The organism is Verrucomicrobiia bacterium, from assembly GCA_035765895.1.
Classification (GTDB): domain Bacteria; phylum Verrucomicrobiota; class Verrucomicrobiia; order Limisphaerales; family DSYF01; genus DSYF01.
The window spans coordinates 62658-79088 of record DASTWL010000033.1; the positions used below are offsets into that span (position 1 = coordinate 62658).

The 16431-nt window shown below is 62.5% G+C and carries 15 protein-coding genes and 1 tRNA gene; 3 read left to right on the forward strand and 13 right to left on the reverse strand.

What is annotated here, in order from left to right:
- Window positions 1-16: 16 nt before the first annotated feature.
- Both VFV96_06740 and nth read right to left on the reverse strand, forming a co-directional pair.
- Window positions 17-787 (reverse strand): hypothetical protein, encoded by a 771-nt coding sequence (locus VFV96_06740; GenBank protein HEU5070092.1) that lies wholly within the window; start codon window positions 785-787, stop codon window positions 17-19.
- Window positions 784-1443: an endonuclease III gene (nth, locus tag VFV96_06745; GenBank protein ID HEU5070093.1), complete on the reverse strand. Its 660-nt coding sequence runs from the start codon at window positions 1441-1443 to the stop codon at window positions 784-786. Before nth ends, VFV96_06740 begins: the two co-directional genes overlap by 4 nt.
- A gap of 144 nt (window positions 1444-1587) precedes the next feature.
- On the opposite strand from nth, the gene VFV96_06750 reads away from it, so the two are divergent.
- Window positions 1588-2562, forward strand: a complete 975-nt coding sequence (locus tag VFV96_06750) for a hypothetical protein (GenBank protein ID HEU5070094.1) — start codon at window positions 1588-1590, stop codon at window positions 2560-2562.
- 107 nt (window positions 2563-2669) lie between these two features.
- Entirely contained in the window at window positions 2670-3029 is a 360-nt protein-coding gene (locus tag VFV96_06755; protein HEU5070095.1) for a hypothetical protein, read from the forward strand.
- A 344-nt stretch (window positions 3030-3373) separates the two neighbouring features.
- Here VFV96_06755 and VFV96_06760 read toward each other — a convergent pair whose 3' ends face one another.
- The 7 genes from VFV96_06760 to VFV96_06790 form a co-directional block, all read right to left on the reverse strand.
- Window positions 3374-5143, reverse strand: a complete 1770-nt coding sequence (locus VFV96_06760) for a hypothetical protein (GenBank protein ID HEU5070096.1) — start codon at window positions 5141-5143, stop codon at window positions 3374-3376.
- A gap of 114 nt (window positions 5144-5257) precedes the next feature.
- A complete protein-coding gene (locus VFV96_06765) occupies window positions 5258-6499 on the reverse strand; it encodes a KamA family radical SAM protein (GenBank protein ID HEU5070097.1) in 1242 nt (413 codons plus the stop codon).
- Window positions 6500-6559: 60 nt separating this feature from the next.
- Window positions 6560-7696 carry a tRNA guanosine(34) transglycosylase Tgt gene (gene tgt / locus VFV96_06770; protein ID HEU5070098.1) on the reverse strand — a complete coding sequence of 379 codons (1137 nt, stop codon included), beginning with the start codon at window positions 7694-7696 and terminating at the stop codon, window positions 6560-6562.
- Between the two features lie 260 nt (window positions 7697-7956).
- Window positions 7957-8406 (reverse strand): hypothetical protein, encoded by a 450-nt coding sequence (locus VFV96_06775; protein ID HEU5070099.1) that lies wholly within the window; start codon window positions 8404-8406, stop codon window positions 7957-7959.
- 63 nt (window positions 8407-8469) lie between these two features.
- A tRNA-Arg gene (locus VFV96_06780) sits at window positions 8470-8546 on the reverse strand.
- A 69-nt stretch (window positions 8547-8615) separates the two neighbouring features.
- The gene (locus VFV96_06785; GenBank protein ID HEU5070100.1) at window positions 8616-9143 is read right to left on the reverse strand and encodes a sigma factor; all 528 of its coding nucleotides are present in this window, start codon (window positions 9141-9143) and stop codon (window positions 8616-8618) included.
- 158 nt (window positions 9144-9301) lie between these two features.
- Window positions 9302-9673: a periplasmic heavy metal sensor gene (locus tag VFV96_06790; protein HEU5070101.1), complete on the reverse strand. Its 372-nt coding sequence runs from the start codon at window positions 9671-9673 to the stop codon at window positions 9302-9304.
- A 269-nt stretch (window positions 9674-9942) separates the two neighbouring features.
- Between VFV96_06790 and VFV96_06795 the strand changes: the two genes are divergently transcribed.
- Entirely contained in the window at window positions 9943-11328 is a 1386-nt protein-coding gene (locus VFV96_06795; protein ID HEU5070102.1) for an MFS transporter, read from the forward strand.
- Between the two features lie 76 nt (window positions 11329-11404).
- Here the strand turns inward: VFV96_06795 and VFV96_06800 are convergent, their stop codons facing one another.
- The 4 genes from VFV96_06800 to VFV96_06815 all read right to left on the reverse strand — a co-directional run bounded on the left by VFV96_06800 (window position 11405) and on the right by VFV96_06815 (window position 16331).
- On the reverse strand, window positions 11405-11806 hold the full coding sequence (locus VFV96_06800; GenBank protein HEU5070103.1) for a hypothetical protein: 402 nt from the start codon (window positions 11804-11806) through the stop codon (window positions 11405-11407).
- Window positions 11807-11963: 157 nt separating this feature from the next.
- A complete protein-coding gene (locus VFV96_06805) occupies window positions 11964-13673 on the reverse strand; it encodes a hypothetical protein (GenBank protein HEU5070104.1) in 1710 nt (569 codons plus the stop codon).
- A 168-nt stretch (window positions 13674-13841) separates the two neighbouring features.
- On the reverse strand, window positions 13842-14978 hold the full coding sequence (locus VFV96_06810) for a type III PLP-dependent enzyme (GenBank protein ID HEU5070105.1): 1137 nt from the start codon (window positions 14976-14978) through the stop codon (window positions 13842-13844).
- 93 nt (window positions 14979-15071) lie between these two features.
- Complete coding sequence (locus VFV96_06815) at window positions 15072-16331, reverse strand: ATP-dependent 6-phosphofructokinase (GenBank protein ID HEU5070106.1); 1260 nt, start codon at window positions 16329-16331, stop codon at window positions 15072-15074.
- Between the last annotated feature and the right edge of the window lie 100 nt (window positions 16332-16431).

Here is a 16431-nt window from a genome sequence, read left to right on the forward strand (position 1 = left end):
CTCAAAACTCCCCCGGTCAGCGCTTCTGATTGTAATCCGCGCGGGCGTATTTGGTTTCCTCCAGCTGTTCGGCGCGGGCGAGCAACGCACCCGCCACGACCAGCTCCTGCCAGCCGGCACAATACTGGCCGATGGCCGTGATGCACATCGCCGCCTGCCAGTCCGCCTTGGCCAGTTTCAACGGCGGCGGCTGCACGGAGCCCTGGATCAGCAAGCCCGTTTTGGTCCGGCGCTGGGCCGCGCCCGCAATCTTGCGCCCTTCCCATAGCACGTCGAATTTTTCATAGCCCACAAAGCACTGGCCGGGTGCGGATTTGCGGCAGCACGAGGCCAGTTCACTGGTTACCCCGACACGGCGGAAGGCGTTCCGCACCCATTCGTGCGCGCGCTGATAACTTTCCACCGCCGCCAGCGAATACCACTCATGCCCCGGCGGAAAGACGAGGCTGTAGGTCCAATCCGCATCGTGCGGCACCAGCCCGCCGCCGGTCGGCCGGCGCACCAATGGACGCAACCGCGTGGTCCGCTCAATCTCGGCGTAGTGTTGAAAGTAACCAAAGCTCGCCGCCGGCTGGCTCCAGCCATAAAAGCGCAGCACGGGGACCGCCAGTTGCGAGGCCTCCAGCAGCAGCGCCTCGTCCAGCGCCATGTTGAACGCCGGCTCACAGGCCCCGGAGTTGAAGAACAGCCAGTGCGGGCAGCCGGGCATGGCGGGCGCCACCTCCGGCGCCATCCCGGGCGCGGCGGTCGTGGTGCGTTGGTTGTTGGATGCGGAATGTTCTCTCACCGTTGACACTTTCCTGCGCTGGGACACAGCCCGACAATTTCACAGCCCGCACAATCCGGCTTGCGCGCGGAACAACGGCGCCGCCCGTGCCAGATCAGCCAGTGGCTGAACAGGGTCCAGTCCGCGCGCGGCACCAACGCCAGCAAATCCTGTTCGATCTTTTCCGGATTCGTTTCGCGGGTGAGCCCGAGCCGCTGCGCCAGGCGCGTGACGTGCGTGTCCACCACCACGCCATCGTTGATGCCAAACGCATTGCCCAGCACCACATTGGCCGTCTTGCGTCCCACGCCGTCGAGATGGGTCAGCGCCGCCATCGTGCGTGGCACCTCGCCCCCGTGCAGTTCCAGCAATTTGGTGCAGCACGCCCGGATGTTCTTCGCCTTGTTGCGAAAAAAGCCCAGGCGCCGGAGGTCGCTTTCCAACTGCGCCTGTGTTGCCTGCGCGAAATCCGCCGCGGTGCGATACTTCCGGAACAACTCGGCCGTGACAAGGTTCACCTGTTTATCGGTGCATTGGGCGGACAGAATGGTGGCCACCAGCAACTCGAGCGGGTTGGTAAAGTTCAACTCGCAATGCGCGTCCGGGTAGGCGCGTTGCAACGCCGCGATGATTCGCTGGGTGCGGGCGGCGCGGGCGGCATGACTTTCACGCGGCATGGCGCCGCCAATCTGCGCGAGCCGCCCTCGCGGAGCAAGCGGGCGAATAAGGACGAGGGCGAGCCGGGTGCGCACCGGCAGGGAGCCGTCCGCCGGCAGCCTCGAAGATATTATCAGGCCACCCGGATGGGCTCAAAATTCAGGGTGGACAGCCCCAAAGCCCCGGCCTTCCGTTTCACAACCACGCCCGGTTCAACGCGCCTGGCTGCGCGGGCGGACGAGGTGTTGTCCCGCACCGCCCGCAACGCCCTGCGCCAAGGCGAAAGCCCGCCCCACGCCTCACGCCAGCACGTTCAGCGTGTCCCCGACCATGGCCCAACCGTTCCTGCCGAAGCCGAAGAAAGACCGCACGCCCCGGATCAGGGCCGGCACGGAAACACTTTCCCCAGTAAGGACCTCGCGGGTTCCGCGGCTCAGTTCAACGGCAGTGTATCCCGCCCCACCGCCCACAACATGCGACGCTTGCTCCCGGCGGACTGCGGGATAAACTGCTGGAAGTTCGGCAACAACCCTACAATGACTGACACCGAATACCAACGGATCATGCAGGACGTCGAGTGTGGGAGGAAACGAATCAATTACCAGACGGCTGGCGCGAAAAACCTCTTCCTGCGGGTTTCGCCTCAGCTTTTTAAGGAGCGGACGGGGTGTTCGGTTCATCTCTCGTGTTACGTGACAAGAGCGGTTGTATTTATTCTTGATCCGCTGCTAGTGGTTGCATCGGCCATTGTTGGCTTTTGGTGGCTGGGGCTTGCTGGCGTTCTCCTGGCCATACCCGCTGTGTTTCTATGGGGATGGACCAAGACCTTCTTCAGCACGCGGCTTCCCACCGGATGGACTGTGCTTTTTGTTTGCGGTGGCATCTCGTTGCTCGGCTACGCGTATTTCAAAGGGCCGGCGCCGCTCGCGTATTTTGTATGCTTGGGTGTGCTGATATTTCAGAATTACCTGCTTTACGCCATCCCACTTGCGGAGGTGATGAAGTGCGTTCCCCAGAGCAAGATGGCATTTGAGATTTTCTACGAAGCCAGTAGGAACACGCTCATGCCAGTGCTTACGGTTCTTCAACTCGACGAGTATGTTGACGACGAGACGAGGAGACAGGCCCATGAAAACTGAGCTGAACCAGATCACTGGACCGAACGCGGGCGGGCCGCGTCAGTTTCCAATTCGCACGCCACTGGCCGCCCGCGTCGCTAAGTTCTGGCGTTAGCCGACTTCGCGCCATGAAAATCACATATCCAGCCGAGCGGACAGTTTCAGTTTGGATAGGCACGTTTCGCAGCGAGGACGATTTCGACCGTTGCGTGGACAAGAGTGTGACTCCGGCTTTGGCATTGAATACCGACATTGCCTCGATTTGTGAGGTTGGATTTGAGCATGATCCAGTTGCAGTTCGGGATTTGCTCAATGGCTTTTCCGGCTCGGACACTTTCGTTGAGAGTGCCGTATCGGCAGCCTCAGCTCGCGACCTCTCGATGGCGAACTCCGCGCTCGTGTGTTACTACCTTCGGTGTAGTGACGCACCGGCAGATTGGGGAGCGTTGAGTTTTCTTGGCAGCTTTTCGGGACAGGATGTTGTATGAGATTCACGTCGGCTAATCATGCGCGAGCCCGTGTGAAAACTCCCGGCGGAGTTCAGGTTGGCAACGTGGCGGAGTGATTTTTCTGGGGGAGTCGGTGGGTGCTTCTCGCTTCAACTCCCGTCCCAGTTCAAACGTGCTGAACCGATACGTCAGTTCATTCCCCGCCGGACACTGGTAAACATCCTTCGCCGCGGCGTAGTGAAACCGGCTATTTGCATACAACCCCCGCGCGGTGTTCGCGCTGGTCTCCGCCTTGGGAATGAACGGCGTCAGCCCCTGAGGCCCCACGCGCGCGACACTGCCATCTTCAGGCCCCCGACCCGACCACGAAAGTGGTCACCTGTTTAGTGCACATGCGCATGCATGCCGATGTCGGCGCTCAGCTTGTCGGCAGCGGCGGCATCCACCCAGCGGACCAGCGAAATGAAATTGAGCAGCGTCGCGCTGTCGGGCTTGGCTTTGAACATGTTCTTCAGGCTGTTCACCACCTTGGTGTAGGTCGCCGCGTATTTTTCGTGCATGAGCCGCACGACGTAGGATTCCAGCACGGGCTGGGCGATCGAATCCGTCCGCCCGTCCGGCAGATACGGCAACTGGCAGAACGTCCGGATCAGCGAGATGGCATCCGCCTCGGTGAGCATCAGCCAGCTTTGCTTGACCTCGTCGGAATCATACTTCGCGTGCAGCCGTTCGCGGATCGCGGCGGCAATCGCCGTCGGGTCCGCCCGGTTGACAATGAGGTCCTTGACCTTGCCCCACGCCATCTGGCGTTCCACCTCGGGCGGCACGGTCGTCTGGGCCTTCATCGTGGCTTCGAGCTTGCTCAGACCCAAATCCCTGGCGAGCGCCAGGCTCAGGGCCTCGGATTCCTCCTTGCCCAGGCGGTCGGAGGTCATGATGCCCTTGACGATCACGCGTTGCATTTCCGGCGTGAGGAACCGCAGCAGCGCGGTCAACGCCTTTTGTTCCTCGGGTTTCTTCGGGGCCGGCGACACGAGGTGCTTGATGAATTCCGGCACGACCTCGTGCATGACGGACGGATTCTCGGTCGGCGATTTTTCCGAGCGCAGGCGCAGCACGAATTTGGCTGATTTGGCAAGGCCGCCACCCTTGCCCATGTTGTTGATGACGGAAAGCCGGTGGTCCGGGTTGATGATGAAGTTCAGCAACGTCTCGGCCTGCGCCACCTGTTTCTCGTCCAAACCATCCTGCGGACCGGAGAGGGCCAGTTGCTCAATCACGGCGGGCAGGCGCTGGGCGAACACCACGTCGGGCGCCTCGGTGTTCTGGTGCTCATAGTAATGCAGCACCTCGAGCACGAACGACAGCCGCAGGAAGGCGTTTTTCTGCGCGCGCGCCTCGTCAGTGGCGGCCTTGCTGCGCTGCACGCGGTGGAACAGCCCCAGCAACTGCGGACGCTTGTCAGGGATCAAATCGGGATTTTGCTGGAAGGCGGCTTCAAAATTGTTGCTGAACACCAGCATGATGTCCTCGGGCTTCGGCCGCGGGTTCAGCTTGGGGTCCGTGGTGACGTCGGTGAAGAAGATCAACGCCGCCTCGCCGTATTGCCGCACGATGCGCTCGCGTGTCACCTGGCCTTTGACAAAGCCGCGGTTCGTGCGGACGAAGGCCGGCGTGAAAAACAGTTCGGGATCCTCCAGCAACGAACGCAGCAGGCCGGATTCATAGGGCGAATCGAGCCGGATCAATTCCTCCACCTCCGGCTTGATGGCCGCCCGCAGGTCGCGCTTGGTCTGGTCCAGCATCCGCAGCACCGCGGGCTGCAGCTGGTGCGCCTCCACCTTGCCCTTGACCAGCGCGGCGCACACTTCGGCGACGTGCGCGTTGTGTTCCATCAGGCGGGCCACAACGACGCCGATGTCGTTGATGGGAAGTTTGCTGACGAGGCCGGAGAGCAGATTGATGAGTTCGGTGTGGGACTTCTGGCGGTGCTCGATGGCGCGTTCCAGCAATTGGCGCAGCTCCTTGTTCTCCGCCTCCAGCACGGTGCCTTCGGCTTCCAACTGTTCGACCCGCAACTTCAGGTCATGCCAGCCCTGCTGCACTTCCTGCACGGGAACCACCAGGGCTGTGTCCGAATCCGTCTGACTCATGAACGCAATGTTTCACAAGGTGGGGTGGGTTTTCCACCCCTTTTTAATCCCAATTTGACTCCGGGGGAAAACCTTGTGCGGCCAGCCGTCGCGCGACGCGCGTTGAATCGCACGTCAGGCCAGCTCCGGCTCTTCGACACTGCGCGGCGCCTTGAACAGCGGCGTGCCGTCGTGCGCCTCGGGGTATTCGAAGATTTTGCCCTCGTAATTGCGGATCACCACGCGGTCGTTGTTGCGGCTCAGCACGTATTCCGGCGCCACCGGCACCTTGCCGCCGCCACCCGGTGCATCGATCACGTATTGCGGCACCGCATAACCGGTCGTGTGCCCGCGCAACTGCTCCATGATCTCCAGCCCGCGCCGCACGCTCGCCCGCAGATGCGCCGAGCCCGCGATGAGGTCGCACTGGTAGAGGTAATACGGCCGCACGCGACACATGAGCAGCTTTTGCACGTGCGCCTTGGCGGTGACCGGGTCGTCGTTCACGTGGCGCAGCAGCACGGACTGGTTCCCGAGCGGAATGCCGGCATCGGCCAGCCGGCCCAGCGCGTCGCGCACTTCCGTCGTCAATTCGCGCGGATGGTTTGAATGAATGCTGATGAACAGCGGATGATACTTCTTCAGCCGCGCGCACAGTTCCGGCGTGATGCGCTGGGGTAGAAAGATGGGAATGCGGGTGCCAATGCGGATAAATTCCACATGCGGGATGGCCCGCAACTGCGCCAGCAGGTGCTCCAGCTTCTCGTCACTGAACAGCAGCGGATCGCCGCCACTCAGCAGCACGTCGCGCACTTCGGGGTGCGACCGGATGTAGGCAATCTGCTTGTCGAACTCGGGATGGAAATCATAGCCGGTGGCGTTGCTGACCAGGCGCGAGCGCGTGCAGTAACGGCAATATGCCGCGCACCGGTCCGTCACCAGAAACAACACGCGGTCCGGATAACGATGCACAAGCCCGGGCACCGGCGAGTGCGCATCCTCGCCGCAGGGGTCCGTCATTTCCCACGGCGCGGTGTGGGTTTCCTCAACGCGCGGAATCATCTGGCGCCGGATGGGACAATTTTCGTCCGCGGGATCGATCAGGTTGAAGAAATAGGGCGTGATGGCCAGGGCGAGCTTGTGATTCGCCAGCTGGGCGCCGGCCAGTTCCTCCGGCGTCAGCGTGGGCATCAGCCGGCTCAACTGCTCCGGCGTCGAAATGCGATGCTTGAGCTGCCAGTGCCAGTCGTTCCAGTCGGACTCGGAAACATTGGCCCAGAACCCGCGTCCCGCGGACTTGAATTCCTTCAGCGCCTGCTGGCGCGGCGGACACGAGCCAGGCTCGTCGGTGGTCCCCAATGAAGATTCAGTGTGCATCAAAGTAAGCGGAAGATAGGCGCGAACCCCGGGCTGTCAAGGGAAGCAGCCGGACTTATCTCAACGCTCCGTAAGGCGCGCCGCGAGCACGCGTCGTGAGGGCACGTAGTTCGCGATGAACTCGCGGCGGAATTCACTGAATGTGCCCGCCGCCAGATGCGCACGGATGTCGCGCATCACGCGGAGAAACATGTGCGAGTTGTGGACGCTCAACATGCGCGCGCCAAGAATTTCGCCCACGTTGAACAAATGCCGCAGGTAGGCGCGGGTGAAGCGCTGGCACGCGAAACAGTCGCAGCCTTCCTCGATGGGCCGGAAGTCGGCCTTGTATTGCCCGCCCTTGAGCACGTAGGCGCCCTTGTAGGTGAACACCGTGCCGTTGCGCGCCACGCGGGTCGGCAGCACGCAGTCGAACATGTCCACGCCGCGCGCCACAATCTCGACCAACTGCGCCGGGGTGCCGAGGCCCATCGCATAACGCGCCTTTTCAGCCGGCAGAAACGGCTCGGCGAGTTCAATGGCCTTCATCATTTCGGGCTCGGGCTCGCCCACGCTCACGCCGCCGATGGCGTAACCATCGAAGCCAAGCTTCGTGATTTCCTTCGCGCAATGTTCGCGGAGGTGCGCGTCGCTGCCGCCTTGCACGATGCCGAACACGTGCTGCCCTTCCGCGCGCGGTTGCTCGCGACATTCCCGGGCCCAGCGGAGGGTCCGCTCGACGGCGGCCTTCATCTCCTTCGCCGGCGCGTCGTGCGGCGGACATTCGTCAAACACCATCGCGATGTCCGAACCGAGGATGCGTTGAATCTCCATGGATTCCTTCGGCCCGAGGAACAACAGCGAGCCGTCGAGGTGCGAGCGGAATTCCACGCCGTGCGCCTTCACCTTGCGGATGGAACCGAGGCTGAAGACCTGGAAGCCGCCGCTGTCGGTCAGGATCGGCTTGGGCCAGTTCATGAACCGGTGCAGGCCGCCGGCGGCGCGGATGATCTCCATGCCGGGGCGGATGTTGAGATGGTAGGTGTTGCCGAGGATGATCTGCGTGCCCATCTCGTCGAGCTCGCGCGGGTCAATCGCCTTCACGCTGGCCTGCGTGCCGACGGGCATGAACACGGGCGTCTCGATGACGCCATGCGCGGTGGTGAGCCGGCCGAGGCGCGCCTTCGAGGTGGAATCGGTTTTCAGCAGTTCGAACACGCCGGGTTTATAGCGGGAGGCGGAGGAACATCCAACTTCGATGTTGTGAAGCCGAACCAGCGGCAAATGCAGAAAGGCTTACGAACCGAAAACAGGTGAAGAGCACAACAACCATTAAAAGTTATGGCCTTTTAAGGAGCAACCGGCTCAAAAACCTCCAATTCACCCGCCAAAAATGAATTGGATAAGCGAGAGAAGAAAACGCCAGGTTCCGTAGGCAGTTGAATCACAACGCCGCCCGTTAAGAAGCAAAATCGCAATTACTGGCGGCGGCTACCATCAATGCAGGCATCGGCAATATCGACGAGCAGGGAGGCCAGCGGCTTGTAGAGCGCCACCCAGGCGATGAAAATCCCGCCGGAGATCAGCGCCAATATGATTGATTCCATGCTCGTCCGGGCGGCCAGATAGATAAGCCACCCGATTAAATTACAGCAGAGCAGCACCGTGCCGATGATGTTGATCATATCAATCGCATCGCGGATCTCCGGATAGGCTGTGTGGGAACGGAGCGATTTCAATTGATCGCGGAGCGGTTGCTGGGCGGGCGGCATAAATGAGGCGTCGAGTCTCTCCTCCGCCAAAACCGGTCGCAGCTTAGCGGGCACAAATCCGGTCTGGCAGCTCGGACACTTGACGCCCTGGGCCATTATTTCACCGCCTTCGATCCGGTGGTTGCAAACAGGGCATTCGGTTTTGAATAGTTGCATAATCACCTCCAAAAATCGCGAAGTGGCGCGGCGGTCTCCGCTCGGACAAGAAGGAGCAAAGACTGGTGCGCGGGGCGGGGGTCGAACCCACAACCTTCGGCTTCGGAGGCCGACGCTCTATCCAATTGAGCTACCCGCGCAAGGTGGGCGAACATTACGCCGCCCGGGCACGCCGCTCAATGCAATTTTCAATCCAAAACGAGCCCCGATCAGGGCCGGGCGCCCGGCTCCCAGAACCGGCGGTTCTCCGCCTGGAACTCGGCAAACCGCGCGCGCTGCTCATCGGTCAGCACCGCCCCCGCCCGCTGTTCGGCGTTGCTCATGATGGCGACAAACTGCGGCCGGAATTCGCCGCGCAGGGCATGCAGATCCTTTTGCGTGTCGACCAGAATCGCATGCACCTGCCCGCGCTGGGCCGCACTCAGGTCCAACTGCCGGACCAGCCGGTGTTCTATGACGTCGCGCACACGGTCGGGATTCGTCACGGCCTGCTGGATCAGATGGCGCACCGCGATGCGCGACAACCAGTGCGCGAAGGGCGCCCGCGCATCAAAGCTGGCCAACGCCCGCCACGCCTTGAGAAACGTGTCCTGCACGAGGTCGTCGCAAAGGTGAACGTCAAGTTCGTCGCGACCGACGATGCGCCGCACCTGCGACTGATGGCGGCGGACCAGTTCGGCGAACTCGTCGGTCGCGCCATCGCGGATGCGCTGAACCAATTCGGCATCGTCATGCACTGTTGGTGCGCCAATTAAGCCGTTCCGCCGCCCGGCGTCACGCTCTCAACAGGCCTCCGCTTATTCGACCAGCTTTTCGGCAAATTTGCCAATCGCACCATCGACGAAGTCGTCGATTTTTTCCTGCACCTTCGCCAGCTGGTCCAGTTGCTCGGGCGTCAGGATGGGTTTGATTTGCCAAAGAGCCGGTGGCGTTCAACCGCCATGTCCGCCTCGACCCTGGTCAGATCCGCGGCGGCGGCCCGGATGTCAGCGTCGGTCGCGTTGTCCTTCTGAATAGCGGCGCTCAGTTTGACGTGGCCATCGTGCAAGGCGTGTGCAAGTTGTCCGAGCGTTTCGCGCTCCTCCTTCAGCACCGCACGAATCCGCGCCGCCTGAACGTCGGTAATGCCAAGGCGTTCCTTGGCGCATTGCAGGAGCGCGCCCGGGGCGCGGCGCGCGCCTGGCGCCGGAACCTCGGCATGGACGACGAACCAGCCGCCCACCCCGAGAACGGCGGCCAACGTGAGAATCAGGATTTTAGGTTTCATACACGATTCATACGCATCCGCCCCTGGAAATGTTACCGCCAAAGCAGGCTCCCCGCGGATTGAACCAACGTTTGGCATGCCGCTGGAACCCTGCGCTTGACGCTCGCGTCCGCAATTCGTTACCTACCGCGCATCCGATGACATCCCACCCCTCCGTCCATCCGACGGCTGGCATCGAACCGGCCGGCACCGTCTGCCGGCCCGTGGCGGTTTAGAGTGCGCCACGCAGGTCAAACCAATGCGGTAACAATTCGGTGTTTCAACATGTTATGAGTGAAAAAAAACAAGGCATGTTCGTTGGTGAGAACGGGAAAAGCCTGCTGTTCACGTTTTTGCTGGTCAGCTCGCTGTTCTTCCTGTGGGGCGTTTGCAACGGGATGATTGACGTGATGGACAAACACTTTCAAACCGAGCTCGGCCTGAGCAAATCCCAATCCGCCTGGGTGCAGTTCGCGCACTACCTCGGGTATTTCCTGATGGCCATGCCGGCCGGCATGCTGGCCAGCCGGCTCGGCTACAAGGGCGGCATCATCGCGGGCCTGCTGCTCGTCGCGGTGGGCGGCTTCTGGTTTCTGCCCGCCACACACATCAACGCGCTGGCCCAGGCCGGGAGCGTGTCCCCCAAGACCGCCTTCGTCGGTTACCTGGCCGGCGTATGTGCCATCGCCGCCGGGTTGACCTTTCTGGAAACCGTGGCGAATCCCTACACCACGGTGCTGGGGCCGACGCGCTACGCCGCCACGCGCATCAATCTCGCGCAGTCCTGCAACGGCGTGGGCTGGATCTTCGGCCCCATCATTGGCGGCATGTTCTTTTACTCCAAGGACGCCGTGACGGGCCGCAGCACCGGCAGTGAAACGCTTTACATTCCTTACGTCATCGTGGCCGTGGTGGTGCTCGTGCTCGCCGTGGTGTTTTATTTCGCCTACATCCCCGACATCAAAACGGAGGACGATTATCACCTCGATGACACCACACCCAATGTGTCGCATTCGATTTGGAAACATCCCCACTTCGTGGCGGCCGTGGTGGCGCAATTCCTTTACGTCGCGGCGCAGGCGGGCATTTTCAGTTTCTTCATCAACTACATGACGGCGGAGACGCCGGCGATTCCGGAATCCATCACGGCCAACCTGCTGAAGAGCTGGTTTGAAACAAATGCCAACGGCGTCGTCATCCTCAGCGACAAAGGCGCCGCCAACCTCGCCTCGGTGGGCTTCTTCTGCTTCCTCGTCGGCCGCTTCAGTGGGGCCGCCATCTTGAAGAAATTCTCCGCCCACAAGGTGCTCGGCATTTACGGCATCATGAACGTGCTGATGTGCCTGCTGGTCTTCCTCAAACTGGGCTGGCTCTCGGTCACCTGCGTGTTCCTGAGCTATTTCTTCATGAGCATCATGTTTCCGACGATTTTCGCGCTCGGCATTTTTGGTCTGGGCGTCCGGGCAAAAAAGGCGTCCGCCTACATTGTCATGGCCATCATGGGCGGTGCGGTGCTGCCCAAGCTGATGGGCTACGTGGCCGATCAATACGACATGTCGCGCGGCTTCATCGTGCCGCTGTTCTGCTTCGCATTCGTGGCCTTATACGGCTGGATGTGGCCGAAGTTCAGCGGCGCGGAATCGCTGCACGGCGTGAAAACCGCCGGCGGCCACTGAGCAGCGACGGCATTCAAAAAGGCCGGACGGGTTCAACCCATCCGGCCTTTCGTTTTGAAACAATCAACCGGCGGCGTTACTTCGCGGCGGCGGCGGACTTTTCCTTCGCCGGACCGTGACCGCGCCGTTCCTTGCGCAGGTCCTCGAGCTTCTTCTGCTGGTCCGGCGTGAGAATCTCTTTGACCTTTTTCTGCGTGTCTTCCGCGATGGCCTTGCCCTTTTCGCGCCGTTGCTCCTGCGTCAGGCTGGTGTCGTCGCGCAGCGCCTTGCGCTTCTCCGCCGCGTCTTTCATCACGGCTTCAAACTTCGTCTTCTGCTCGGCGCTCAGGCCGAGTTCCTCTGCGATGCGACCGCCGCCGGGCCGGATGGCCCCCGCGCGCGGACGCCGTTCAGCCTTGTTCGCATTGTCCTGGGCGGATGCGTTCACGGCCATCAACGCGGCCAGCGCCGCCACGGCCATCAGTTGTTTTGCTTTCATGGATGTCTATGCTTTGGGTTTGGCGCGGGCGCGCCGGCCGATGGACGGATCGCCCACGCGATGTTACGAAAACCAAGACGGGGCCGGGCGTGGAAAGGTTTCAGCAAAAGCAAAACGGCGGGAGCCATGGCCCCCGCCGTCATGCGGATAAACTCACTCAACTTTGCGTCGGCGCCGGGTCGGGGGCGGGCACCACCGGTTCAGCGGTGGCCGCCGGTTCTAACGGTTCCGCCGGCTCTGCAACAGGCGCGGTGGTTTCGCCCGCAGCCTGGGCTTCGGCCGGCGTCGGAACCGCATCCTCCGGCTTCGCTTCAACCGTCGCCGCGGCGGCCGGCGCGGGCGTCGTCCCGGCGGGCTTGGCTTCCGCCTTCGCCGGCTTCGGCGGCTTGGGCGCGGGTTTCTTGGCCGTTTCCAAAAAGCCCGTCGTCGCAAACTCAATGACGTGCCCCTGGTGGATGAGCCAGTGCAAATCGGACACCACTGCCGTCTGTTCCGGCGTGGGTTCCGGAGCCGGCTCGGGCTTGGCGGATTGCGCCGCGGGAGCCGCGCCCTCGGCGGACGCATCCGGAGCGGGCGCGGGAGTCGCCGCGGCGGGCGTGGGTGCGAGGGCCTCCACGAGGTCGCGCCGCGTGCATTTGGCATGCGCGTTGATGAAGTCCACAATCCGCCTCACACCATCCGAAACCGGCGTGGTTTCGAGGTCGAGATACTTCGGGCGCGCCACCCAGACGTGCGTCACGGTCTTGTTGACCTTGAAGAACTGCAGGCCGTGCTGGGCAAACTGCTGGCTCAACACGGTGGCGATCTGCAACGGGAACCGCCGCTGATCCTCCACCGCGATGCGGTAGAGCCGCGCGAGGCCGGGGCAACGCAGGTTGCGGCAGGTCTTGCCGCTGATCGTGATGGTCTCCACCGGCTTCACGATGTTCGCCGCGTGCACGGCGCGAAAGTGGTTTTCCACATCCTCCATGGATCCGAGCTTCGGCGCGTCGGGGATGTTCAGGCAGATGTATTCGGTCTTCCAGCTCTGGTCTTCGATCCATTTCGCGACGACCGCCTCGTCCTTCACAATCTTCACGCGCGCCTTGAAGGCGTCGAACGGCAGGCGCGGGAAACGTTGCGCGTGGAGTTCCTGGAGCTTCTTCTGATAGTCGTGGTGGTTGGGCGGGCCGAGGATGACGCCGCTCATGCCGCACTGCGCGACGAAGGTGTATTTGCCCTTGGGCGGATCGGACTGGGTGCGTTCGGCCTGGTAAAACGTGGCGAGGTGCTGGCTCAAAATGTGTTTGACCACGTCGTCCTCGGAGAGCCAGAGCGATTCGTCGAGCGCGCAGCCGAACAACGGCTGAACCGGCTGGCCCTCGGCATTTTTCTTCACCGCGAACGTGGCGGCGTGGCGCTCGGGCTTTTCCAGAATCATCAGCGCGATTTGGAACAGCGGATACGCGCGGCCGGTCATCTTGATCTGGCGCGCGAGCAGATCCACGCCGTTCGCGTCGGGCACGAGCGCCAGCGTCACCTCGGGCAACGGCTGCGGCTCGGGCCGTTCGCGACGCTCGCCCTGCGGCGCCCGGTCGTCCCGCCGGAAGCCACCCCGCCCGGCTGGCCGGCGATCCCCGCCGGGACGTGGACCACCGAACCGTCCGCCCGGTCCACCCGCCCCGCCAGGGCCACGCGGGGGCCGCGGGCCGCCCTCGCGGCGTGGGCCGCCGAAGCCGGGTCGTCCGCCCCGGCGTTCGCCGCGGTCGGAGGTTTCATCGCGCCCCTCGTATTTTGCGTAGCGATTGGCCTCAGTCGGCTCTTTCGCCCAAGCGGGTGCGAACAGATTGTCCAGGTTGAACAAGTCGTTCTCGGGTTGGTTGCTCATGGCTCTAAAACATCAGGCGCGGGCTCCCCGCGCCTCGAAATGAATACAGTTTGAGCATGACTGGACGGCCTCTCCTTGGCAAGCCCGGCTTGGCCGCCTCAACAGGCCGTTCCGGGGCCAATTGGGGCGCGCGTCAAGGCGATTTACAAGACGTCTGCGCGCCGGTCCTCATGCGTTTACGTGGATGACCCTGGCCGGCGGGAAGCCATTGAAGTGGGTGGCCGAGGCGTTCGAGTAGGCGCCGATGTTCTCGGAGTAAACCAGGTCATCGACCTCGAGGTTGGGCAGCAGCTCTGATTGCGAAATCACATCCAGCCCGTCGCAGGTCTGGCCGAACACGGCGCACACCTCGGGCTTGCCCGTCTTGAACGCCTTCAGCGGATACTGGCAGTGATCGAAAATGATCCCGCTGTAGGTGTGATAGACGCTGTCGTTGACGTAATAACAGCGCTTGCCTTCGCGCACGGCCTTGCCGGTGATGCGTGCAATGGACGTGGCGGCCGTCGCCACAAGGAAGCGGCCCGGCTCGGCGATGATCTGGATGTGCTTGTCAAACAAACGGTCAATCTCGGCGTTGATGACGCGCGCCAGTTCGCCGAACGGCTTCACGTGCGGATTGTAGGGCGCGGGGAAACCGCCGCCGATGTCGAGAATCTTGATTTCGTGCCCGCCGCGTTCGCGCGCCTCCTTGATGACGGCGGCGGCCATGTTCAGCGCTTGGACGAAGTTCTGGAAGTTGGTGCACTGGCTGCCGACGTGGAAGCTGATGCCTTCCACCACCAAACCCATTTTGAAGGCGGCCAGGATCAAGTCCACCGCCTCGCCGGGCGAGCAGCCGAACTTGTTCGAGAGTTCGCACTGCGAACCCGTGTTCGCCACCGCCAGCCGCACGACCACGCCCGCGTGCGGCGCGAATTGTTTGATCTTCTCCAGCTCGGTCAGGTTGTCGAACGTCACCAGCGGCTTGTATTTGTCGAGGGCGATCAGCGTCTCGCGCGGCTTGACCGGATTGGCGTAGATGATCTTGTCCCAGATGAAATCCTGCCGCGCCTTGGCCGGGAGCTTTTTGATGTTCTCATAAACCAGCATGAACTCGGGCAAGGACGCGACATCGAAGCTCGCGCCCGCCTTGAACAGCGTGCGAATGATGGCCGGCTCGGCGTTGGCCTTCACGGCGAAGTAGCATTGCACCTTGGGCAGATGTTTGCGGAACAGGGCGTGGTTCCGGCGGATTTCGGCGTGGTCAATCACCACGAGCGGCGTGCCGTGTTGCTTCGCGAGCGCTTGGAGCTGGGTCTTCGTCATGGCAAAACAAAAATGCAGACGCGGCTTTAGGGTCTTTGCCGCGGGCGCACAAGTTAATTCTCAATCAAGAAAGCGAAACGGGCCGGCCGCACGTCAACGGAACTGCGCCGGCTGGCCGGTGGTGGCCAGCACCGAACGCCACTCCGGACCGTGCGGATCCACCCGTTTGCGATGTGCGCCCAGCAATTCAATCGGCACGTGAATAAACTGATCGTGCAGCAGCCCAATCACCAGGCCCGTCTTGCCCGCCATCGCGGCATGCACGGCGTTGCGCGCGAACTGGTCGCACAGGATGGCGTCCTCCGCGTCGGCCGGCACGCTGCGAATGGTGTAGCTCGGGTCCAGGTAACGCACCGTCACCGGGATCCGCTCCGCCGCGAAGAACTCCGTCACGCGCGCTTTAAGAAACAGCCCGCTATCCCTCAACTTCACGTTACCGGAGGCGTCGCGTTCCCCGCTGGCGCCCACCCAATCCTGCCCCGCGCCTTCCGCCACGACGATGACAGCATGGGCGCGCCGCAACACGCGCTGCTTCAGCGCCGCCAGGAAACCGCGTTCGCCCTCCAGCGTGAACGGCACTTCCGGCACGAGACAAAAATTCACGTCCTGGCTCGCCACCGTGGCGCTCGCGGCAATGAACCCCGCGTGACGTCCCATGAGCTTGACGATGCTGACGCCGTTCTGAACGCTGTGCGCCTCCATGTGCGCGCAGGTAATCACCTTCACGGCCTCTTCGACGGCGGTCAGGTAGCCGAACGTGCGCGAAACGAACGGCACGTCGTTGTCGATCGTCTTGGGAATGCCCACCACGGACAACGCGTGCCCGCGCCGCTGCGCCTCGCGAAAGAGATCCGCCGCACCCCGCTGCGTGCCATCGCCGCCCACGGTGAACAGGATGTTCACCCCGCGCCGGATGAGATGCTCGACGGCCACCGCACAATCCACCGGACCGCGCGACGTGTTGAGCACCGTGCCGCCTTCCTTGTGAATGTCCTCGACGAATTCCGGCGTGAGCACGACGGGCTCCCGACCGTGCCCCGGGTCGAGCCCGCGGTATCCATCACGAAACCCCAGCACTTCCTTGACGCCGTAAAGATGATGCAGCTCCAGAAATGCCGACCGGATGACATTGTTCAGCCCCGGACACAAGCCGCCGCAGGTCACGATGCCCGCGCGCGTCTGCTTCGGATCGAAAAACAGCTTCGCGCGCGGACCGGCCAGTTCGAATTCCAGATCGCCGGCCGGTGAAGCGTCCGCGTCACGGAGGATGTGAAAGGGCACGCGGACGCGATCACTGACAGCATGTGAAATCGGAGAGGGAAAACGCACCTCACCCAGAGGGGTGACGTTCATGCTCCCATGAGCGGGGGAAGTGAACAAGGTGTCAAGCTTGTCGGCACTTCAAAAAGCAAACGAGCCGGGAACCTCCCGGCTCGTCGCGTGAAACGTAATT